The following is a 20,089-nucleotide window of genomic DNA, read 5'->3' as shown; positions in this document are numbered from 1 at the left end:
AACACTCATGGACACCAAACTGCTCGACATCCTCGCTTGCCCGATCTGCAAAGGCCCGCTCAAGCTCAGCGCCGATAAAACCGAGCTGATCAGCAAGGGCGCCGGCCTGGCGTACCCGATCCGTGATGGCATCCCGGTGATGCTGGAAAGCGAAGCCCGCACCCTGACCACCGACGAGCGCCTGGATAAATGACCACAGCCTTTACCGTTGTCATTCCTTCCCGCTACGCCTCGACACGCCTGCCGGGCAAGCCACTGCAACTGATCGGCAGCAAGCCGATGATCCAGCTGGTGTGGGAGCAGGCCTGCAAAAGCAGCGCTGAGCGTGTCGTGGTGGCCACTGATGACCAGCGCATCATCGAAGCCTGCAAAGGGTTCGGCGCCGAAGCGGTGCTGACCCGTGAAGATCACAACTCCGGCACTGACCGCCTGGCCGAAGTGGCTACGCAGCTGGGCCTGGCGCCAGACGCCATCGTGGTCAATGTACAAGGCGACGAACCGTTGATCCCGCCGGGCGTGATCGACCAGGTGGCCGCCAACCTGGCTGCCCATGGTGAAGCGCGTATGGCGACCCTGGCCGAGCCGATTGAAGACATCGACACCCTGTTCAATCCGAACGTGGTCAAGGTGGTCAGTGATGTCAACGGCCTGGCGCTGACCTTCAGCCGTTCGACCTTGCCCTGGGCGCGCGACGCCTTCGCCAGGCACCCTGACCTGTTGCCGCAAGGCGTGCCGTACCGTCGCCATATCGGCATCTACGCCTACCGTGCCGGTTTCCTGCATGACTTCGTCAGTTGGGGGCCGTGCTGGTTGGAAAATACCGAATCCCTGGAGCAACTGCGTGCCCTCTGGCACGGCGTACGTATCCACGTGGGGGACGCCCTGGAAGCACCGCCTGCGGGTGTCGATACCCCGGAAGACCTTGAGCGCGTCCGTCGCCTGCTGGGGGCCTGATGGAGGTTCTGTTTGTCTGCCTGGGCAATATCTGCCGCTCGCCCACCGCTGAGGGCGTACTGCGCCATAAATTGCGCGAAGCCGGGTTGGCGGGGCCGGTCGACGTAGCGTCCGCCGGCACCGGCGAGTGGCATGTCGGCAACCCGCCGGACCCGCGCAGCCAACGTGCGGCGCTGGTGCGCGGCTACGATTTGTCGGCCCAGCGGGCCCGGCAGGTCTCCCGCGCCGACTTTGCACGGTACGACCTGATCCTGGCCATGGACCACAGCAATCTGCGCAACCTCAAGGCCATGCAGCCCGGCCAGGGCAAGGCGGAGTTGGACCTGTTCCTGCGGCGCTATGAGGCTGAAGTGGACGAGGTGCCGGATCCCTACTACGAAGGCGAACAAGGCTTCGAACGGGTCCTGGACTTGATCGAGCAGGCGTGTGATTTATTGGTGATCGAATTGAAGGGGCGGTTATGACCTTGCAAGTGCTGGCGCAGGTGTCGCTCAAGCCATTCAACAGCTTTGGCATTGATGTGCGTGCCCAACTCTTCGCCGAGGCCCGCAGTGACGCCGATGTGCGCGAGGCACTGGCCTATGCGTCGACCCAGGCGTTGCCCTTGCTGGTGATTGGCGGTGGCAGCAACTTGCTGCTGACCCAGGACATTCCTGCCCTGGTGTTGCGTATGGCCACCCAGGGCATACGGGTGCTTCAGGATGATGGCATGCAGGTGGTGGTCGAAGCCGAAGCCGGCGAAGCCTGGCACCCGTTTGTACTGTGGACCCTGGAGCAGGGCTTCTGCGGCCTGGAAAACCTCAGCCTGATCCCCGGCACCGTCGGTGCCGCCCCCATGCAGAACATCGGTGCCTACGGCGTGGAGATCAAGGACGTCTTTGCCGGCTTGACCGCCCTCGATCGCCAGACGGGCGAGTTGCGCGATTTCAGCCTGGAAGAATGCAACTTTGCCTACCGCGACAGCCTGTTCAAGCACGAAACCGGGCGCTGGCTGATCCTGCGGGTACGCTTTGCCCTGAGCCGCGCCAGCCACCTCAAGCTCGACTACGGCCCAGTGCAGCAGCGCCTGGCAGGGCAGGGGATCACCGAGGCGACACCGAGCGATGTCAGTCGCGCGATTTGCAGCATCCGTAGCGAAAAATTGCCCGACCCGGCAGTCCTTGGCAATGCCGGCAGCTTCTTCAAGAACCCGCTGGTGTCCAAGGCCCTGGCTGAAGAGTTACAGGCGCAGTATCCGGACCTGGTGGCTTACCCCCAGGCGGATGGGCAGATGAAGCTGGCCGCTGGCTGGCTGATCGACAAGGCCGGCTGGAAGGGCTTTCGTGACGGCGATGCCGGCGTGCATGCCCTGCAGGCGCTGGTGCTGGTCAACTATGGCGGCGCCACAGGGCATGATATTGCCAGCCTGGCCCAGCGTATCCAGCGGGATATCGCCCAGCGTTTCAAGGTCGAGCTGGAAATGGAACCCAACCAGTACTGATACCCCGAAAACAAAAATGCCCCGCATCTTTCGATACGGGGCATTTTTTATGCAGTGAGTAAATCAGTCGTCGCGGCTCATGATTCCGAAGATCTGCAACAGGCTGATAAACAGGTTGTAGATCGACACATACAGGCTGACGGTCGCCATGATGTAGTTACGCTCACCGCCGTGGATGATGGCGCTGGTCTGGAACAGGATGCACACGGAGGAGAACAGCACAAAACCCGCGCTGATCGCCAACTGCAGGCCGCTGATCTGGAAGAACATGCCCGCCACCACCGCCGCCAGCAACACGAAGAAGCCCGCGGTGATGAAACCACCCAGGAAGCTCATGTCCTTGCGGGTGACCAGCACGTAGGCCGACAGGCCACCAAACACCAGGGCGGTCATGGCAAACGCCGAGCTGACCACTTCCGCACCGCCGGCCATGCCGAGGTAACGGTTGAGGATCGGGCCGAGGATAAAGCCCATGAAACCGGTCAAGGCAAACGCCGACACCAGGCCCCAGGCCGAGTCACGCAGCTTGTTGGTCAGGAAGAACAGGCCATAGAAACCGATCAGTACGACAAAGATATTCGGGTAGCCGACGTGCATCTGCTGGGCCACGAACGCCATTAAGCCGCTGAATGCGAGGGTAAGGGCGAGCAGTCCATAGGTGTTGCGCAACACGCGGCTGACTTCAAGCTGCTCAGCCTGCGCGTTACCATTCACTGCGTAATTCTGTTCGCGCATGGCGACACTCCTTCGGTTTTGAAACGTTCAGTCGCAAAGATCATAACAGACGCTCTGTAACAAGCGATGGCGAGAGTTTGACAGTGTGTTTCATTCGGGTATTATGGCGCCCGCTGAGACAGGATGGGCTATCCTAATCCTGTGATGCACAAGGGAAATTGGCAGAGTGGTTGAATGCACCGGTCTTGAAAACCGGCGAACGTTAATAGCGTTCCCAGGGTTCGAATCCCTGGTTTCCCGCCAAGATTCAAACGAAAGCCTCGCGAAAGCGGGGCTTTTGCGTTTCTGGGGTTTGGCGATCTTCTGCTTACTGTGTCCTGTAGCAGACTCGCGCAGCCAATACTGATGATTGCCGATGCCGCCCGGGACCTGAATCAAGCAACTGAAACCACTTCAACTGGCTCATTAAATTTGTGGTTTTTCCAGTCAGCTTTTGCTCGTCATCTCTTTGTTTTTTTACTACTATCGTTCATCTGCGCACTCAAGGAAGAGAGGCTGAGCGCCTTGAGGCTGGTAGAAAAATTACACTCGACCATTGAATGAGTTATTACTTTTACCCAGAACCTAACGACTCAGCCATCCGTAATTACCTCTTGGTGGAACCGATGGATAAAATGTGTGGCATCGTTGTAGTGGTAGGGCTTGCCCTCTCTGGATGCGCTACGAAAACTCCCGAAAAACCTGATGTGACTCCACCTCCTGCCGTCGTCCAGGAAGCACCGCCTGAAGTCGCACCTTCGACACCAGAAAAGTGGACTGTGCGATATGAGGCTGCACCTGCGAACGCCAGTGCTGACGCCCCGAAAGCAACTTCTCCGGAGGCGGCTCAATCAGAATCAGAAACAAACTTGAACCAAAATCGCGCTGAGCAATGCCGTAAAGAACTGGATGTTTTAAAGGTCTACAACAAAGCGTCTTATGATAAATACGAGGCGCAATACCAGGCCATTGCTGCCAAGACTGCCAAATACATGGAAATTAAAGACTCATTGGGTCCCGATTTAAACTACATGGTTATGCCCGCTTATCAATTTCAAATTCGTGAGTTCTGCTTCCGAGTTAAGACCCGTCTGTCGGAGCTTGTGCTTCGCCAAGCCCGATAATGATTCCACGTCCGGGGACGTCTTTTGCCAGCTGGTGAAACAAGCGCTGCATTGTCCGAAAGATGACGAGGGTCCCAGGCGTGGTTTCCCGCCAGGACTTAAACCAAAGCCCCGCCTTAGCGGGGCTTTCGTGTTTCCGGCCCCAATGTCGCGAACGTTGTGAACCCGTTGGCATTAACCCATATGCACAGGGAACGATGTTAATGGGCCATGTTCCAACCTGCCGTGCCAAGCCTGCCCAGTGGGGGCACGGCTCAATCGGCTCCGCGTAAACCGCGGCGCGCTACCCCATTACAAGGACGCAAGATTTATGCAGTCATCCCCCTCCCAAGCGCCTTCCGCCACCGGCGAACTGATCGCCAGTTTCCGTCACGGCAAGGGTTTTCTGATTTTCAGTTTGATATTTGGCGTTGTGTTGTTAGGTCTCGCCGGGTTTGTGTTGTATCTGGGTACGATCCTGCCACCGGGCAATGAGGGGCCGGTCAGCCTCCAGACGTCCAGTGGCATGGCCTTCAGCTTCAGCAGCCCCCATACCTTGATTTACGCCACCAGCGCTTTGCTGGCGGTTCTCGGGCTGGGTGTATTTGCCGCTTACGCCTGGCACAGGAAATTGCGTGCGCCGCTTTACGACGTGTATGAACATGGTATCGAGCGCATCATCAACGATCAGCGCGAATACACCGCCTTTGCCGAGATTGATGACTTGTATCTGTTTGGCTCCGGACAAACCGTGCTGACCGGCATGATCACCAACGTGGCTTACCGTCGTAATGCCTCCGAGCCGTTTCATCGAGTGATCGAGAGCCTCAAGGGTTTTCACGATTTCCAGCAGTTGGTCCGTGAGCTGCACGTACGTGCACGTCTGCCGGGGGTGATGGCGACGCTGGAGTCGGGTGGGGCGGTTAGGTTCAATTGCATCAGCTCCGGGCAGGTCTGGGGCAAGCGCGTCAGCGGCAACTTCCTCAAAATCACCACGACGCCGATTGTGGTGAGCCAGGATCTCCTCGAATACCAGGGCCGCAAGGTGCCGATGTCGTCGCTGCGTACCGTCGACCTCAACGCCTGGACCGAAAAGGTGGTGATCAAGGACGAGAGCGGCAAACCCGTGTTGTCGACCATCGCCACCGGCATTCTGAGCCATGACCTGTTCCTCAACACACTCGATGCCGTGTTTGCGGCTGAAGAGCAAGCACGCGAGCCGGCTTGAGCCAATCGTGTCGTTCATGAGGATTAAACGATGATCTATCGCGGCGCAGGCTGGCTGACGCTGTTCACACCGGTGGCCATGGTGTTGTTGCTGATGGGGGTGTGGCCCGACCCCAGCGTCAACCCCGGCAATACCTCACTGATGCAACTGTTGATGGGGGTGGGGATTGGCTCGGCCATCAACACCGTGCTGGGCTTTGTCCTGAATCGGCAGGTGCATGAAGGTGGCGTGCGCCATCACTTCTTTTTCATGCCCATGCAGTGGCCGGCGCTGGCGATCATGATCGTCTGCGCGGTGATTGCCCTGCTCAAGTAAGGCTGCCCGTAGGCGGGCGTCCAACTAACGGTTTGAGGGGAACGCAAAGGTTCCTGGCTTTTCGCCCATTATTGAACGCTGCAACCCCTGGAGCCTGTTGGATGAACCGTCAAGACCCACCTCACCTCGTCGCCACCCTTCCCGGAGCGCCAAGCACTGGAAGCCCTGTCGCGCACCCACCCACCTGGTATTACGGCCCGGATCTACCGAGCGTTGGCGGCAGTGGTCGGGGGATCCTGGGGTTCTACATTGCGCTACTGATGCTGTTGCCGGGCTACGGGCTGGCGATGTTGCTCCTGGCCGGGCTCGGAGCGCTGCAGGGCGCGCCGCCCAGCGCTGAATCGAGTTTTACGACGTCGACGCTCATCCTGTTCATGCTCGGTACCGCAGTGCTCATCGGTGCGATCTTTGCCTGGATGGCCTCTACGCCTCATGTGGAGGCCTTTACGTTCGATGAAAACCAGCAACTGCTTAGCCTCACGGTTATCCGTCGTGGCCGCGGGCCCTACGAAGTGCGGGTGCCATTCAGCAACATCATTTACGTCTGCCCCTACGTCCTCGCCCGGTTTGATCGCTATGGGCATTTCCACCTCGTGGGTCAGGGACCCAAGGACAAGGTTTTCGAATATCAGTTGGGTGAGGGTATCTCTCTGGACGAAATGGCGTTTCACGCTGAATGGTTGCGGGGAATGATAGGGGCGCGGATGCACGAACTGGTGAATCTGGATAAATGAAACATTCGCGTTAATACCAGACTCGTAGTGTCGGGCCGTCCGCGCTTGAAACCCGCGCGAACGCTACTGCGGCAGCAATGGCATTTAAGTTGATGGGCCCAAATACAGGGCGAAAACTGCCCCAGCCACACTCGCAGCTGATCTTAAAGGCAGTGACCCATGGCTCAGCAGAAAAGCTGAGCCACCGAAAGCAGGCAAATCACCTGGACAAAAATCTGAGCTCGAATGGGATGTTTCATCTGTGCGACCCTCCTGTACAGCTGCGGGGGGAAGTGTCGTACGCGATGTAGATCCTCCCTGGATCGCCAACAACACTCGCAACTGTTCCATTGAGTATAGGCCCTGAAACGAATCTTTCACGATTGGGCCGATTCAGTCCCCCGGCAGGCTCTGCTTACAACTATCTGCCCAGCCCATCGCACTTTTTTTCATTTATCCAATCTATCTTTGTCCCAGCCCTGCCGATTTCCCGCGTGGGCAAAAGAACCAGATCGGGTGCCGATGGATCGCACGTTACTTTTATTCAAGACTCGACGAGTGCCTCGGCCCCTTTGGCTGGCCGTGGTGTTGATACTCTGTGCCAGTGGCTGTACCCAGCAGCAGGGGCGGGACATCGCCAAGCAGTTCAGTGATGGCAAACCCGATGAATTCTTCCAGACCAGTGTCGATCGCATGGCGACCCTGGGCATGCGCGACAACTTGCAAAGCCTGTATTTGCTCATGAACAAGCTCTACCTGCGCAACCCCAACCAGTGGCGCCAGTCGGGTTATCCGGATGCGGTGAGCGCTGCGCGGGAGATCCGCCTGGCCATTGAGCAGCGCCGCTCATTGCCTGCCCTCGGGGAGCGTCGCGACCTGGCAGCGCTGAGCTACTCCTTGAGCCCTGAGTTTCAGGGCGATCGGGTCGGGGCGTTTATCTATGCCATCGGCAGCATGATCGTGACCGCCCACGGTGGGCGTACCGAGTTCTACATTACCGACTCGATCAACCCGCAGTTCGTCAGCAATGCCGCGCGCAATATCGAGAAGGCCACCTGGCTGCTCAGCAAGCGTCAGGATGCAAACGGTGTCCTGCTCCTGTTTTCCAACGAGATCTCGGAGGAGGGCAGCAACCTGAGTTTCGCCGTCGAGTTCGGCAAGATTGTTGCGCGTCTGGACCTGTTGACCCAGATGCTCGACGAACGCTACCGCCGTATTGGGCTTAACTATGCACAAAGCCTGTTGTTGATGAATTTCCTGCCGGTGCAGTAATTGGGTTGTTCGGTATGCTGTTTCTCCTTTGAATGTAGGAATTTGCCTATCTTGCATCCCGATGCTTGAAACACCTCCCTGTGCACAATAGCCTCGGATTTTTCTGAAAAAACGAGGCCCTACCTTGGGTAAGCGAAAAACGGCTTGGCCGACGGACCGCGAAATACGCCTGCGCTTTATCCTCTTCGCTGTGATCGACGCTGCCAGCGTCCAGGGCGTTCCCTCCGAGTTGTTGCTCCCCGCGCATAAACTGCTGCGGGACTCGCCGACAGAAGCGCAGTTGCTCGCCGCCCTGGATGAAATTCTGGCCACTGATGAAATGCATGGGTTCAGGCTACCACCGGGGTCGGAGGCCGATGAATTGATGCAGTCGCTGGAAAAGCCCGACGGCTAGGCTCATCCGTTAGACCGTTTATTTCCTTAAGATTGGACGAGATTCCTCAATCGAATATCCATAACGTCTATAGCCGCCAGGTAACGGATGTAACTAACGCAATAGCACCCAAATCACTGTTATCACGCCAAATACAGCTGTCTTGTTCGACCAAGCGTGCCTGGGAACATCCATTCCTGCTGCTCTGCCGGCGTCTTGCGCAGCCCTCCGGCCTCTCTAGAATCGGCGCCAGAACCTAGCCATTTCCTGTCGATTACGGAGTTTCGAACATGATGAATGCAATGCAGATGCCGATGAACACCTCCATGCCAATGATGCCGATGATGGGCATGCCGATGATGATGGCAACCATGAAATGCGAAATGGCCGCTGACGCCATGATGTGCACCATGAAGCCGGCAGCCGGCATGGACATGGCCCAGTTCAAGACCAATGCCGAAATGATGGCGATGATGATGAACTGCGGCATGCCGATGATGATGCAGTGCGCCAATATGTCGATGATGTGCATGTCGGCCGACGCCATGGCCATGATGACCGGCATGAACATGATGCCGATGATGGGCATGCCGATGCCGATGATGAAGTGCGTCATGGAATGCACCATGATGGCCGACGGCATGATGTGCAAAATGATGCCGATGCCGGGCATGAGCATGGACATGATGAACAACTGCTGCATGCTCATGAACAAAATGATGAACGACTGCGCCATGCCCATGATGATGAGCTGCAACGGCATGCCGATGATGTGCTGCACCTGCTGACAGGTCCCGCGCGATGAAAAAACGCCCCGATAAAGTCGGGGCGTTTTTTTTGCCGTGATTAATCCAGCCGCTCGGGATAGGTGATCACCAGGAACGCCACGGCTTCGCTGTCCGCCGGGTTGCGGTAGCGGTGGGGCTGGTCGGCGTAGAACAGGATTGAATCGCCGGTGGACAGCAGGTAGCGCTCGTCATTGACGCTGACTTCCAGTACGCCTTGGGCCACCACCAGGTTTTCCTGGATGCCCGGCCCATGGCCTTGGGATACTTCCTCCCCAAGCGCACGCAGGCGAATCTCGTAGAACTCGGACTGGCGTGCCGTATCGTAGGGAAACAATGCGCGGCTGATAAACGCACCATCGGCACTCACCAGGCGCTTGCTCTGCTGCGCCGGCAACACTTCCACCCCTTCGAACGCGCGATCTTCCAGGAACGCCGCCACCGACACCTTCAAGCCCTTGGCAATTTTGCACAACACCTTGATCGACGGCACGCTGCGCCCGGATTCGATTTGCGCCAGCATTGCCCGGCTGACGCCGCAGGCGCGTGCCAGGGCGTCCAGTGACAAGTGCCGTTTGCTGCGCAGGCGTTGCAGGTTATGCGCCACACACAGGCTGATCACATCGTCATCGGTGTTGGGCTTGGGCAGCGGTTCGGGCGGTTCGGGAATCACATGCAGGAAATTCACTGGCCTACGCCCGGCGTGTATCGCTGGGCGTTGCGGCGTGGGTGGTAAACACCGCCAACCCTGCGCGCGCTGCGTACATCGCCCACATCAACTCGGCCGCAGCACGTGCCTGGCGGCGTTTGCGGTGGAGGGTAAAGTCGATGACGGTGGCGGATGCAGGCATGGGAGGCGATCTCGTAGGTGACTCGATGGCTCCACAGTAATGCGTACTGGTTATTTCTTTAAATACTGAGTTTGCATGTATTAATTCGATTTTGGACTTAAAAAATAAATCCGGTCCGACGCTGTTGTGGGAAGCGTCTGGTCCGTTATCAAGGCGTGACTTGGCGGGCATCGTTGTCTTCCCATCACTGTTCGCGTGACGGCCCAGCCTTTCACGCCCCTGAATTCCAAGGATCCGCCCATGCTGCTGCGCCCACCTCCGTTCCTGTTCGCCGCCCTGACCTTTAGCTCCCTGGTGCACGCCGAAGACCTGCAATTGGCGCCGGTCGAAGTCACCACGCCCGAGGCCGGCGCCGGCGAAGTCGCCCAGGCGCAGCTCAAAAGCGTGCCCGGCGCCACCAATTACATCGACATGAACAGCGTGCAGCAGGGGCGGGTGAGCACCAACGAAGACGTGTTCAAGTATCAGCCGGGTGTGTATGCCAAGGCGGCAAATAACGAAGGGGTGAAGCTGTCCATTCGTGGTTCGGGCCTGAACCGCAGCCCGGGCGCCCATGCTTCAGGGCTGTACGAAATGTTCGATGGCTTGCCGCTGACCGGCCCCGGCGGTACCCCTTATGAACTCAAGGACCCGCTGTGGCAAAGCCGCGTGGAGGTGCTGCGTGGCGCCAACGGTTTTGATCAAGGCGCGTTGGCCCTGGGCGGCGCGGTCAACTACGTGACCCATACCGGCTACGATGCGCCCAAGCTGCAAGTGCGCTATGAAGCCGGCAGCCGTGGCTATGCCCAGCGCGAGATCAGTTCGGGCCAGGTGCTGGGGGATGCCGACTACTACATCAGCCTCACCGACTCGGAATCCGACGGCTACCAGCGCCAGAGCGCCGCCACCGGCAAGGGCATGGCCGCCAACTTCGGCTACCGCTTCAACCCGGACCTGGAAACCCGCTTCTATTTCCGCTACCGCGAAACCACCAACGACACCCCCGGCAAACTCACCCGCGCCCAGATCAGCCACGACCCGCGTGCCGCCAACAGTCTCAACGCTGCCCGCGATTCCAAGCGCCTGCAACCAGGCTCCACCTGGATCGCCAACAAGACCACCTTGCAGTTGGACGACAGTTCGCGCCTGGAAGTCGGGCTGGCCTATCACGATTACCCGATGGACCTGCGCGAAGGCACCAACCGCCTCAAGGTGGCCTACACCGATATCAGCAGCACCTTGAATTACATCCGCCAGGACACGTTGTTCGGCCACGACAGCAAAACCACCCTCGGCCTGCGCACCACCCAGGCGATGCCCAACAACGGCACGTCGGAATACGTGCGCACGCCCGCCGGCAACACCGCAACCTACGCCCCCGGCACCAAGACCCGCGACTACAGCTACCTGGGCTCCGACACCGTGCTGCATATCGGCAACGACCTGGAGCTGGTCCAGGACCTGTGGCTGACCACCGGCCTGGCCGCGATCTACACCCGCCGTGAAACCCAGGTCACCTATCCCGAAGGCCAGGCACCGCTCAGCCAGCATGACTGGGACTACGCACCACGCATTGGCCTGCGCTATGACTTCACCCCGCAGTTGCAGGTGTACGGCAACCTGAGCCGCTCGGTCGAGCCGCCGCATGCGTGGTCGATGATCTGGGGTTCCAACAAATACTTTCCAGCGGGCAGCGGCCCGGCCACTGGATTACAGCGCGAAGGCGTCAGCCTGAAAAACCAGACTGCCACCACCCTGGAAATCGGTGGCCGTGGCGAAGCATGGCTCGGCCAGTGGGACCTGGCGCTGTACCGCTCCGAAGTGCGCCACGAACTGCTCACCGTGGAAACCCAGGCCCAGACCTCGACCAGCAATGCCATCCTCGCCGAGTCCAACGCCAGCCCCACCGTGCACCAGGGCGTGGAGCTGGGCCTGCTCAGCCCGCTGTGGGACGGCGGCCGCAGCGGTAAGCTCGACCTGCGCCAGGCCTATACCTTCAGTGACTTCCACTACCGCGACGACGACCGTTTCGGCGGCAACCGCTTGCCGGGCATCCCCCAGCACTACTATCAGGCGCAACTGCGCTACGGCCACCCGACGGGCTTCTACACCAGCCTCAATACCGAGCATTCCTCGCGGGTGGCGGTGGATTACGCCAATTCCTATTACGCCGCGTCCTACACCCTTCTGGGCGCGACCTTCGGCTACGACGCACCCAAGCAGGACTGGCAAGCCTGGGTCGACCTGCGCAACCTCACCAACCGTCGCTACGCCAACACCGTCACGCCGGGCTACGACGACAAGGGCCTTGATGTCGCACGCTCAACCCCGGCCGATGGTCGCGGGATCTATACCGGTGTTTCATGGAGCTGGCGCTAAGAGGACACACAGTTACCTGCTGCATGGAGATCAAACTGTGGGAGGGGGCTTGCCCCCGATAGCGGTGTATCAGCGACAGATAAGCTGGCTGACCCACCCTCTATCGGGAGCAAGCCCCCTTGTTGATTCATGGTGCTTTCAGCGCTTGTGCGCGCCCCTTGCCCTACTATCGTTTTACTGGCATTGTTTGCGCAATTGGTAACTCTTCCCATTTGAGACTCTTTTGCGCATGCATGACATTCCGGCCGCGCTGGGCGATTCAGTGCGTCAGCAGACCCTTACGGCGATGTACCGCGAGCACCACGGCTGGTTGCAGGGCTGGCTGCGCAGAAAACTGGGGTGTTCCCAGCACGCCGCCGACCTGGCCCACGATGCCTTCATCCGCGTGCTGATGCTGGCCGAGCCGCAAAATATCAAGGAGCCCCGGGCATTCCTGGCCACCACGGCAGGGCGTTTGCTGATCGATGGCGCCCGGCGTCGACGCATTGAAAAAGCCTACATGGAAGCCCTGGTGATCCAGAGCGAGGATGCCGGCATGCCCGACCCGGCCGCGATCCATATCGCCCTGCAAGCCCTGGAACGCATCGCCGAAATGCTTGCCGGCTTGCCCGCCAAGGCCCGCGAAGCCTTCCTGTTGAGTCGCCTCGACGGGCTGACCTACAGCGAAATCGCCACGCGCCTGGACGTGTCCGCCAGCACTGTCAAAAACTACATCTCCAGCGCCCTGGTGCACTGCTACCACAGCCTGCACGCGGCAGACCCGCTGGCATGAATTCCGAACAGATCATCCAGCAAGCGGCGAATTGGCTGACCCGCCTGCACGACGAAGAGGTCAGCGACGCCGAGCGTCAGGCCTTCAACGCCTGGTGCCAGGCCGACCCTCGTCACGCCGTCGCCATCGACCGCATGCGCGCGCTGTGGGGAAGCCTCGATACCTTGCCTGCACAACCCGCACGCGTGGCCCTGAACCGCGCATTTGCCCCGCGTCGCGCGCGCGGCGCCCAGGTGATGGGCGTGCTCGGCGTATTGCTCTGCGGCTGGCTGGGCCTTACGCACCTGCCGGTGTGGATGGCCGATCAGCGCACCGACGTGGGCGAGCGGCGCCAGATCGCCCTTGAAGACGGCAGCCAGTTGCAACTCAACAGCAACTCGGCGGTGGACGTGAAATTCGACGGCCACCAACGGGTGATCGAACTGCTGCAAGGCGAGCTCTGGGTCGACGTGGCCAAGGATGCGACGCGGCCCTTCGTGGTGCGTACCGACCAAGGCACGGCGACGGCACTGGGCACGCGTTATTTGGTCAAGCGCGCCCCAGACGGCACGACGGTGGTGACGGTGATCGAGTCCACCGTGGCGGTCAAAGGGGACCGCAGCGAAGGGGTCAAGGTCACTGCCGGCCAGCGTTCGATCCTCGACCATGGTCGCGCCCAACCGCCCCAGGCCACCGACGACACCGACCCGGACGCCTGGACCCGTGGCCTGCTCAAGGTCAACGACCAACCCCTGAGCGAAGTGCTGCAAACCCTGGCCAGCTACCGCCACGGCCTGCTGCGCTTCGACCCCCAGGCCTTGCAGAACCTGCGGGTGACGGGGGTGTTCAAGCTGGATGACACGGCGGCGGCGCTGTCGACCCTGGCGGATAACCTGCCGATCCAGGTGGAGTACTTCACCGACCTGCTGGTGGTGGTCAAGCCGCGCTAGCGTTCGTTCTGGCGCAGGCGCTTGTACAGGGTATTGCGGCTCACCCCCAGCTCCCGCGCCAGGTGGGAAATATTCCCGCCGGCGGCCTTCAAGCGCTGGGTCAGGTCGATGCTGGCATCCAGGTGTTCACTGGCGGGCAGTGGCGCCGTCAGGTTCAAATCGACAAAAAAATCGTCCGGCAGATGCTCCGGGCGGATCGGCTGCTCCTCGGCCATCGCCAGCGCCACCTGCAGCACGCTGCTCACCTGGCGCAGGTTGCCGGGCCAGGGGTGCTGTTCGAACAGTGCCAGCACCTCGGCGCTGAGCCCGGCCCATTGGCCTGGCTCCCGGTGTTGCTGCCACAGCTGCTGGAACAGCGCCCGCTTGTCGCTGCGCTCGCGTAACGGCGGCAATTCAAGGGTCAGGCCGCCGATGCGGTAGTACAAGTCCTCGCGAAAGCGCCCGGCCTGGACCTGCTCGCGCAAGGCCCGGTTAGTGGCCGAGATGATGCGCAAATCCACCGGGAACAACTCGCTGCTGCCCACCGGCTGCACACAACGCTCCTGCAATACCCGCAGCAGGCGCGCTTGCGTCGGCAGTGGCATATCGCCGATTTCATCGAGGAACAGCGTGCCCTTGTCGGCCTTGCGGATCAGGCCGATGCTGCCTTTCTGGTTGGCGCCGGTGAACGCGCCTTTTTCGTAGCCGAACAGTTCCGATTCCACCAGCTCGGCGGGAATCGCCGCACAGTTCACCGCGATAAACGCCTGCTGGCTGCGGGAACTGGCCTGGTGCAGGGCCTTGACGAAGACTTCCTTGCCCACCCCTGTTTCCCCGTGGATCAGCAGCGGGATGTCCTTCTCCAGCAGGCGCTCGGCCTGGCGCACGGCTTTTTCCACGCGCACATCGCCAAAGTGCAAGGTCTTCAAGCCAATTGCGGCAGGCTTTGGCGCAACGGGTTCGCTGAACACGCGGGCCTGCACCGGCATCTGCTTCGGTCGCTTCAGCAGGCACTGGAAGCGATTGCGTCCGGCCGCCTGCAACGAAAAGGGCAGGCCCTCCGGCTGATTGAGCAACTCCAGCAGCGACACCTTGAACAAACTGTCGATCATCACCCGCGACAGACTGATGCCCAACAGGTTGTCGGCCCGGCGGTTGGCCGAGAGCACCTGGCCGCTCTCATCAAAGATCAGCAGGCCCGCCCATTGGCTGTCGAGGTTGCTCAGGCCGGTGTTGAAGGTCAGCTGGAAGTGTTCGCCGCGAAACAGGTTGAGGATCAGCCGGTTTTCCACGGTCTGGCTCATCATCTTGACCATGCCCAGGGTGTGGGAGGGCGGCAGGTAGCTGTCGCTGGACACATCCAGCACCGCGATGATTTCGCGCTGGGCATCGAAGATCGGTGCTGCCGAGCCGGTCATGAAGCGGTTGGCCTTGAGGAAGTGTTCGTCATGTTCGATATGCACCGCCTGGGCGCAGGCCAGCGCGGTGCCGATGGCATTGGTGCCGCTGGAACGCTCCATCCAACTGGCGCCGGCGCTGAATCCCCGGGCCAGCTTGGGCTCGATAAAGCGCTGGGTGCCCCAGCTGGTCAGCACCTGGCCCTGGTTGTCGGCCAGCATGATCAGGCAGTTGGAATTGCTCAGGATGTTTTCGTAGTAGGGCAGGACTTCCTGGTGCGTGGTCTGCACCAGGGAATGCTGGCTTTCCAGCAATTGGCTGATGCCCTCGGCGGGCAGTTGATCGAAGCTGGGCGTGCTCTGGTGGTCCAGGCCGAAGGCGCGGCAACGGCGCCAGGATTCCTGGATAAGGGTGTCGTGAGCCAGGGGTTCGGCCATGGGGCGACCTTCTTTTTATTGTTTTGGGGTCTTGCACAATCCAGCGGATGTAACCAGATCAATCGGGTTCAAAGAGTGTTGTTCATAACTGTTCATTGTCAACCCCAGGATTGTTCAGTTGTTCAGCCTGATCTGTTCATTTCTGTTCGCTCCTGAACATCACGTTCAACCCATTTCCTTGCGGATCAAGCACCTGCCGTTTTTGGCATGAAACTCGCTCTGACGACTGGCCAGATTCATTCCAATAATAAAAAGGTCGTGTCATGTCATTGACCCTGGAACATGTCTCCCGCGTCGTCGAAGGTCAAACCTGGATCGACGACGCCAACCTGCGCTTCGAAGCCGGCTCCTTCAACGTCCTGCTTGGTCGCACCCTGTCCGGCAAGACCAGCCTGATGCGCCTGATGGCGGGCCTGGACAAGCCCGACAGCGGGCGCATCCTGATGAACGGCGTGGATGTCACCCACAAACCGGTGCGCCTGCGCAACGTGTCGATGGTGTATCAGCAGTTCATCAACTACCCGACCATGACCGTGTTCGAAAACATCGCCTCGCCATTGCGCCAGGCCGGTGTGTCCGACGAGCTGATCCAGAGCAAGGTGCTGGAAACCGCGCGGATGCTGCGCATCGAGAAATTCCTGCAACGTCACCCGCTGGAGCTGTCCGGTGGCCAGCAGCAACGCACGGCCATGGCCCGCGCGTTGGTGAAAGACGCCGAACTGATCCTGTTCGACGAGCCGCTGGTGAACCTGGACTACAAACTGCGCGAAGAGCTGCGTCAGGAAATGCGCGAGCTATTCAAGGCGCGGCACACCATTGCCATCTACGCCACCACCGAGCCCAACGAGGCCCTGGCCCTGGGCGGCACCACCACCATTCTTCACGAAGGCCGGGTGATCCAGAGCGGCAAGGCCGCCGAGGTGTATCACCAGCCGCAGACCGTGTTGGCCGCCGAGCTGTTTTCCGAGCCGCCGATCAACCTGATGCCGGGGCGTATCAGCGGTAATGAGGTGAGCTTCGCCAATTTTGTGCACTTCCCGCTGAACGTCGACCTGCGCCCCATCGGCGAAGGCGAATTCCGTTTTGGTGTACGCCCCAGCCATATCAGCCTGGTGCCGAGCAACGACGACGACCTCGAACTGGCAGTGACCGTGGAAGTCGCCGAGATCAGCGGTTCGGAAACCTTCCTGCATGTACGCAGCGAGCACTTCCTGCTGGTGCTGCACCTGCCGGGGGTGCATGAGTACGACGTCGACGCGCCGATCCGTGTGTACATCCCCACCCATAAACTGTTTGTGTTCGATGGCCAGGGCTGTTTGGTCCAGGCCCCCGGGCGCCGCGTCGCGAGGGTTGCCTGATGGCCGAGATCCATTTGCAGAGCCTGGCGCACAGCTACAGTCCTACGCCGAACGGGCCAGAGGACTACGCGATACGGGAAATGAACCACGTGTGGGAGCAGGGCGGTGCCTACGCCTTGCTCGGGCCGTCGGGCTGCGGCAAGTCGACGTTGCTCAATATCATCTCCGGCCTGCTGAGCCCGTCCGAAGGGCAGGTGCTGTTCGATAGCAAAGTGGTCAATGACCTCACCCCGGAAAAACGCAACATCGCCCAGGTGTTCCAGTTCCCGGTGGTGTACGACACCATGACCGTGTTCGATAACCTGGCCTTTCCCCTGCGAAACCAGGGCATGGCCGAGGCGAAAATTCACAGCAAGGTGCAGGAAATTGCCGAAGTCCTCGACCTGCAAAACCTGCTGAGCAAAAAAGCCCGCAACCTCACCGCCGACGAAAAACAGAAAGTCTCCATGGGCCGTGGCCTGGTGCGGGATGACGTGTCGGCCATCCTCTTTGACGAACCGCTGACGGTGATCGACCCGCACCTGAAGTGGAAGCTGCGGCGCAAGCTCAAGCAGATCCATGAGCAGTTCAATATCACCATGGTCTACGTCACCCATGACCAGCTTGAGGCCTCGACCTTCGCCGACAAGATCGCGGTGATGTACGGCGGGCAGATCGTGCAGTTCGGCACGCCCCGTGAGTTGTTCGAACGACCCAGCCACACCTTTGTCGGCTATTTCATCGGTAGCCCTGGGATGAATCTGATCGAGGTGCAGGCCGAGGCCGGCGGTGTGCGCTTTGCCGGCACGCTTCTGCCGTTATCCGAGGCCTTGCAGCAACGCATTGCCGGCAGCGACTACAAGACGCTGCAGGTGGGGATCCGCCCGGAATTCATTCACGTATGGGACGAGTACAACCCTGACGCCCTGCAAGCCGATGTCACTCACCTCGAAGACCTCGGCACCTACAAGATCATGACCCTCAACCTCGACGGCGCCACCCTCAAGGTGCGCCTGGCCGAAGACAAACCGGTGCCCGAGGGCAGGGCGTCCATCAGCTTTCCCGCGCAGTGGCTGATGGTGTATGCCGACGACTACCTGCTGGAGGTGCAGCCATGAACAAGGTGCAGAACAACAAGGCCTGGTGGCTGGTGCTGCCGGTGTTCCTGCTGGTGGCGTTCAGTGCGGTGATCCCGATGATGACGGTGGTCAACTATTCGGTGCAGGACATCTTCGACCAGTCCAGCCGCTACTTTGTCGGCGCCGACTGGTACAAGCAGGTGCTGCTCGACCCGCGCCTGCATGACTCGCTGCTGCGCCAGTTCATCTATTCGGCTTGCGTGCTGCTGATCGAAATTCCCCTGGGCATCGCCATCGCCCTGACCATGCCGACCAAGGGCCGCTGGTCGTCGCTGGTGCTGATCATCCTCGCCATTCCGCTGCTGATTCCGTGGAACGTGGTGGGCACCATCTGGCAGATCTTCGGCCGCGCCGATATCGGCCTGCTGGGCTACAGCCTCAACGCCCTGGGCATCAGCTACAACTACGCAGCCAACACCATGGACGCCTGGGTCACCGTGCTGGTGATGGACGTGTGGCACTGGACCTCGCTGGTGGCGCTGCTGTGTTATTCCGGGCTGCGGGCGATCCCGGATGTGTACTACCAGGCCGCACGTATCGATCGGGCTTCGGCGTGGGCGGTGTTCCGGCATATCCAGTTGCCGAAGATGAAAAGCGTGCTGCTGATCGCGGTGATGCTGCGCTTCATGGACAGTTTCATGATCTACACCGAGCCCTTCGTCCTCACGGGGGGCGGGCCGGGGAATGCCACGACGTTCCTCAGTCAGACGCTGACCCAGATGGCCGTAGGCCAATTCGACCTGGGCCCGGCGGCGGCGTTTTCCCTGGTGTACTTCCTGATCATCCTGTTGGTGTCCTGGCTGTTCTACACCGCCATGACCCACTCCGACGCCAACCGCTGAGGCCGCCAACATGAGCAAGCGCAAGGTTATTCCGCTGCTGATCTACATCCTGTTCCTGCTGGTGCCGATCTACTGGCTGCTGAACATGTCCTTCAAGAGCAACACCGAAATCCTCGGCGGGCTGACCCTGTTTCCGCAGGATTTCACCCTGGCCAACTACAAGGTGATCTTCACCGACCCCAGCTGGTACACCGGTTACCTCAACTCGCTGTACTACGTCAGCCTGAACACGGTGATTTCCCTGAGCGTGGCGTTGCCGGCGGCCTATGCCTTCTCGCGCTACCGCTTCCTGGGTGACAAGCACCTGTTCTTCTGGCTGCTGACCAACCGCATGGCGCCACCCGCGGTGTTCCTGCTGCCGTTTTTCCAGCTGTATTCGTCCATCGGCCTGTTCGACACGCACATCGCCGTGGCCTTGGCCCACTGCCTGTTCAACGTACCGCTGGCGGTGTGGATCCTGGAGGGCTTCATGTCCGGGGTGCCTAAGGAAATCGACGAAACCGCCTACATCGACGGCTATAGTTTTCCCAAGTTCTTCGTGAAGATTTTTATCCCGCTGATCGGCTCCGGCATCGGTGTGACGGCGTTTTTCTGCTTCATGTTTTCCTGGGTCGAGCTGCTGCTGGCGCGCACCCTGACCTCGGTCAACGCCAAGCCCATCGCCGCAGTGATGACCCGCACGGTGTCGGCCTCGGGTATCGATTGGGGCGTGCTGGCAGCGGCGGGGGTGTTGACCATCCTGCCCGGCATGCTGGTGATCTGGTTTGTTCGCAACCACGTGGCCAAGGGCTTTGCCCTGGGCCGGGTCTGAGGAGTCGATGATGGAATGGATGGCCTGGACCACCCCCACTGCACTGTTCTTTGGCGGCATTGCCCTGATTCTGGCGGGCATGACCACCTGGGAGCTGCGCTCGCCGAGCATCCCGCGGCGCGGCGTCCTGCCGATCAGCACCACCCGTGGTGATCGTTTGTTTATCGGTCTTCTCGGCAGCGCCTACCTGCATTTGCTGGTGATCGGCGTTACCGACTGGAGCATCTGGGTAGCGTCCGCGCTCTCCCTGGTATGGCTGTTGAGTGTGATGCGTTGGGGCTAGACATGACCTGTGTAGG

The 20,089-nt window shown here is 60.2% G+C and carries 24 protein-coding genes and 1 tRNA gene; 20 read left to right on the top strand and 5 right to left on the bottom strand.

The window, feature by feature from the left end; all coding sequences use genetic code 11:
• Window positions 1–7 precede the first annotated feature (7 nt).
• From BM416_RS16595 to murB, 4 genes are read left to right on the top strand one after another with little or no spacing between them, the layout of a single operon-like run.
• Window positions 8–193, top strand: a complete 186-nt coding sequence (locus BM416_RS16595; RefSeq protein ID WP_003174668.1) for a Trm112 family protein — start codon at window positions 8–10, stop codon at window positions 191–193.
• A complete protein-coding gene (gene kdsB / locus BM416_RS16590; RefSeq protein ID WP_092488776.1) occupies window positions 190–954 on the top strand; it encodes a 3-deoxy-manno-octulosonate cytidylyltransferase in 765 nt (254 codons plus the stop codon). The genes BM416_RS16595 and kdsB overlap by 4 nt, the downstream gene beginning before the upstream one ends.
• Entirely contained in the window at window positions 954–1,418 is a 465-nt protein-coding gene (locus BM416_RS16585; protein ID WP_092488775.1) for a low molecular weight protein-tyrosine-phosphatase, read from the top strand. Before kdsB ends, BM416_RS16585 begins: the two co-directional genes overlap by 1 nt.
• Complete coding sequence (gene murB, locus BM416_RS16580; protein WP_092488774.1) at window positions 1,415–2,434, top strand: UDP-N-acetylmuramate dehydrogenase; 1,020 nt, start codon at window positions 1,415–1,417, stop codon at window positions 2,432–2,434. Before BM416_RS16585 ends, murB begins: the two co-directional genes overlap by 4 nt.
• Window positions 2,435–2,497: 63 nt before the next feature.
• Here the strand turns inward: murB and BM416_RS16575 are convergent, their stop codons facing one another.
• Window positions 2,498–3,169 carry a Bax inhibitor-1/YccA family protein gene (locus BM416_RS16575; RefSeq protein ID WP_027607314.1) on the bottom strand — a complete coding sequence of 224 codons (672 nt, stop codon included), beginning with the start codon at window positions 3,167–3,169 and terminating at the stop codon, window positions 2,498–2,500.
• Window positions 3,170–3,321: 152 nt separating this feature from the next.
• Between BM416_RS16575 and BM416_RS16570 the strand changes: the two genes are divergently transcribed.
• The 8 genes from BM416_RS16570 (at window position 3,322) to BM416_RS16540 (ending at window position 8,173) form a co-directional block, all read left to right on the top strand.
• A tRNA-Ser gene (locus BM416_RS16570) sits at window positions 3,322–3,412 on the top strand.
• 102 nt (window positions 3,413–3,514) lie between these two features.
• Window positions 3,515–3,712 (top strand): hypothetical protein, encoded by a 198-nt coding sequence (locus tag BM416_RS30400; RefSeq protein WP_139237754.1) that lies wholly within the window; start codon window positions 3,515–3,517, stop codon window positions 3,710–3,712.
• Window positions 3,709–4,272 (top strand): hypothetical protein, encoded by a 564-nt coding sequence (locus BM416_RS30860; protein ID WP_256577529.1) that lies wholly within the window; start codon window positions 3,709–3,711, stop codon window positions 4,270–4,272. Before BM416_RS30400 ends, BM416_RS30860 begins: the two co-directional genes overlap by 4 nt.
• Window positions 4,273–4,582: 310 nt before the next feature.
• A complete protein-coding gene (locus BM416_RS16560) occupies window positions 4,583–5,479 on the top strand; it encodes a hypothetical protein (RefSeq protein ID WP_092488772.1) in 897 nt (298 codons plus the stop codon).
• Window positions 5,480–5,509: 30 nt separating this feature from the next.
• Window positions 5,510–5,794 carry a hypothetical protein gene (locus tag BM416_RS16555; RefSeq protein ID WP_092488771.1) on the top strand — a complete coding sequence of 95 codons (285 nt, stop codon included), beginning with the start codon at window positions 5,510–5,512 and terminating at the stop codon, window positions 5,792–5,794.
• Window positions 5,795–5,895: 101 nt separating this feature from the next.
• Window positions 5,896–6,528 (top strand): hypothetical protein, encoded by a 633-nt coding sequence (locus BM416_RS16550; protein WP_092488770.1) that lies wholly within the window; start codon window positions 5,896–5,898, stop codon window positions 6,526–6,528.
• Window positions 6,529–7,029: 501 nt separating this feature from the next.
• Window positions 7,030–7,779, top strand: a complete 750-nt coding sequence (locus BM416_RS16545) for a hypothetical protein (protein ID WP_027607308.1) — start codon at window positions 7,030–7,032, stop codon at window positions 7,777–7,779.
• 124 nt (window positions 7,780–7,903) lie between these two features.
• Window positions 7,904–8,173: a hypothetical protein gene (locus tag BM416_RS16540; protein ID WP_092488769.1), complete on the top strand. Its 270-nt coding sequence runs from the start codon at window positions 7,904–7,906 to the stop codon at window positions 8,171–8,173.
• A gap of 253 nt (window positions 8,174–8,426) precedes the next feature.
• Here BM416_RS16540 and BM416_RS30600 read toward each other — a convergent pair whose 3' ends face one another.
• The 3 genes from BM416_RS30600 to BM416_RS30595 all read right to left on the bottom strand — a co-directional run bounded on the left by BM416_RS30600 (window position 8,427) and on the right by BM416_RS30595 (window position 9,788).
• Window positions 8,427–8,933: a hypothetical protein gene (locus BM416_RS30600; RefSeq protein ID WP_175539076.1), complete on the bottom strand. Its 507-nt coding sequence runs from the start codon at window positions 8,931–8,933 to the stop codon at window positions 8,427–8,429.
• Between the two features lie 65 nt (window positions 8,934–8,998).
• A complete protein-coding gene (locus BM416_RS16530) occupies window positions 8,999–9,625 on the bottom strand; it encodes a helix-turn-helix domain-containing protein (RefSeq protein ID WP_092357444.1) in 627 nt (208 codons plus the stop codon).
• A 4-nt stretch (window positions 9,626–9,629) separates the two neighbouring features.
• The gene (locus BM416_RS30595) at window positions 9,630–9,788 is read right to left on the bottom strand and encodes a hypothetical protein (RefSeq protein WP_162844266.1); all 159 of its coding nucleotides are present in this window, start codon (window positions 9,786–9,788) and stop codon (window positions 9,630–9,632) included.
• Window positions 9,789–10,028: 240 nt separating this feature from the next.
• Between BM416_RS30595 and BM416_RS16525 the strand changes: the two genes are divergently transcribed.
• From BM416_RS16525 to BM416_RS16515, 3 genes are all read left to right on the top strand, one after another.
• Window positions 10,029–12,146: a TonB-dependent receptor family protein gene (locus tag BM416_RS16525; protein WP_092488768.1), complete on the top strand. Its 2,118-nt coding sequence runs from the start codon at window positions 10,029–10,031 to the stop codon at window positions 12,144–12,146.
• A 229-nt stretch (window positions 12,147–12,375) separates the two neighbouring features.
• Window positions 12,376–12,918, top strand: a complete 543-nt coding sequence (locus BM416_RS16520) for a sigma-70 family RNA polymerase sigma factor (RefSeq protein WP_092488767.1) — start codon at window positions 12,376–12,378, stop codon at window positions 12,916–12,918.
• Entirely contained in the window at window positions 12,915–13,847 is a 933-nt protein-coding gene (locus BM416_RS16515; RefSeq protein WP_092488766.1) for a FecR family protein, read from the top strand. The genes BM416_RS16520 and BM416_RS16515 overlap by 4 nt, the downstream gene beginning before the upstream one ends.
• On the opposite strand, the gene BM416_RS16510 is transcribed toward BM416_RS16515, so the two are convergent.
• On the bottom strand, window positions 13,844–15,661 hold the full coding sequence (locus BM416_RS16510) for a sigma-54-dependent Fis family transcriptional regulator (protein ID WP_092488765.1): 1,818 nt from the start codon (window positions 15,659–15,661) through the stop codon (window positions 13,844–13,846). The two genes, BM416_RS16515 and BM416_RS16510, sit on opposite strands and share 4 nt — an antisense overlap.
• Window positions 15,662–15,924: 263 nt before the next feature.
• On the opposite strand from BM416_RS16510, the gene BM416_RS16505 reads away from it, so the two are divergent.
• Genes BM416_RS16505 through BM416_RS16485 form a run of 5 tightly spaced genes read left to right on the top strand, consistent with a single transcriptional unit; the run spans window position 15,925 to window position 20,073 of the window.
• Window positions 15,925–17,019, top strand: coding sequence for an ABC transporter ATP-binding protein (locus BM416_RS16505; protein ID WP_092488764.1), 1,095 nt, complete (start codon window positions 15,925–15,927; stop codon window positions 17,017–17,019).
• The gene (locus BM416_RS16500) at window positions 17,019–18,116 is read left to right on the top strand and encodes an ABC transporter ATP-binding protein (protein ID WP_092488763.1); all 1,098 of its coding nucleotides are present in this window, start codon (window positions 17,019–17,021) and stop codon (window positions 18,114–18,116) included. The genes BM416_RS16505 and BM416_RS16500 overlap by 1 nt, the downstream gene beginning before the upstream one ends.
• Complete coding sequence (locus BM416_RS16495) at window positions 18,113–18,979, top strand: carbohydrate ABC transporter permease (protein ID WP_025858174.1); 867 nt, start codon at window positions 18,113–18,115, stop codon at window positions 18,977–18,979. The genes BM416_RS16500 and BM416_RS16495 overlap by 4 nt, the downstream gene beginning before the upstream one ends.
• 10 nt (window positions 18,980–18,989) lie before the next feature.
• Window positions 18,990–19,790 (top strand): carbohydrate ABC transporter permease, encoded by an 801-nt coding sequence (locus BM416_RS16490; protein WP_003174634.1) that lies wholly within the window; start codon window positions 18,990–18,992, stop codon window positions 19,788–19,790.
• A gap of 10 nt (window positions 19,791–19,800) precedes the next feature.
• Window positions 19,801–20,073, top strand: a complete 273-nt coding sequence (locus BM416_RS16485) for a DUF2160 domain-containing protein (RefSeq protein WP_027607297.1) — start codon at window positions 19,801–19,803, stop codon at window positions 20,071–20,073.
• The last annotated feature ends 16 nt before the right edge of the window (window positions 20,074–20,089 follow it).

This window comes from Pseudomonas sp. NFACC42-2 (assembly GCF_900116055.1).
GTDB classification, from domain to species: Bacteria; Pseudomonadota; Gammaproteobacteria; order Pseudomonadales; family Pseudomonadaceae; genus Aquipseudomonas; species Aquipseudomonas marginalis.
The sequence above is the reverse complement of the archived record's forward strand: the minus strand, read 5'-3'. Positions and strand labels throughout refer to the sequence as shown.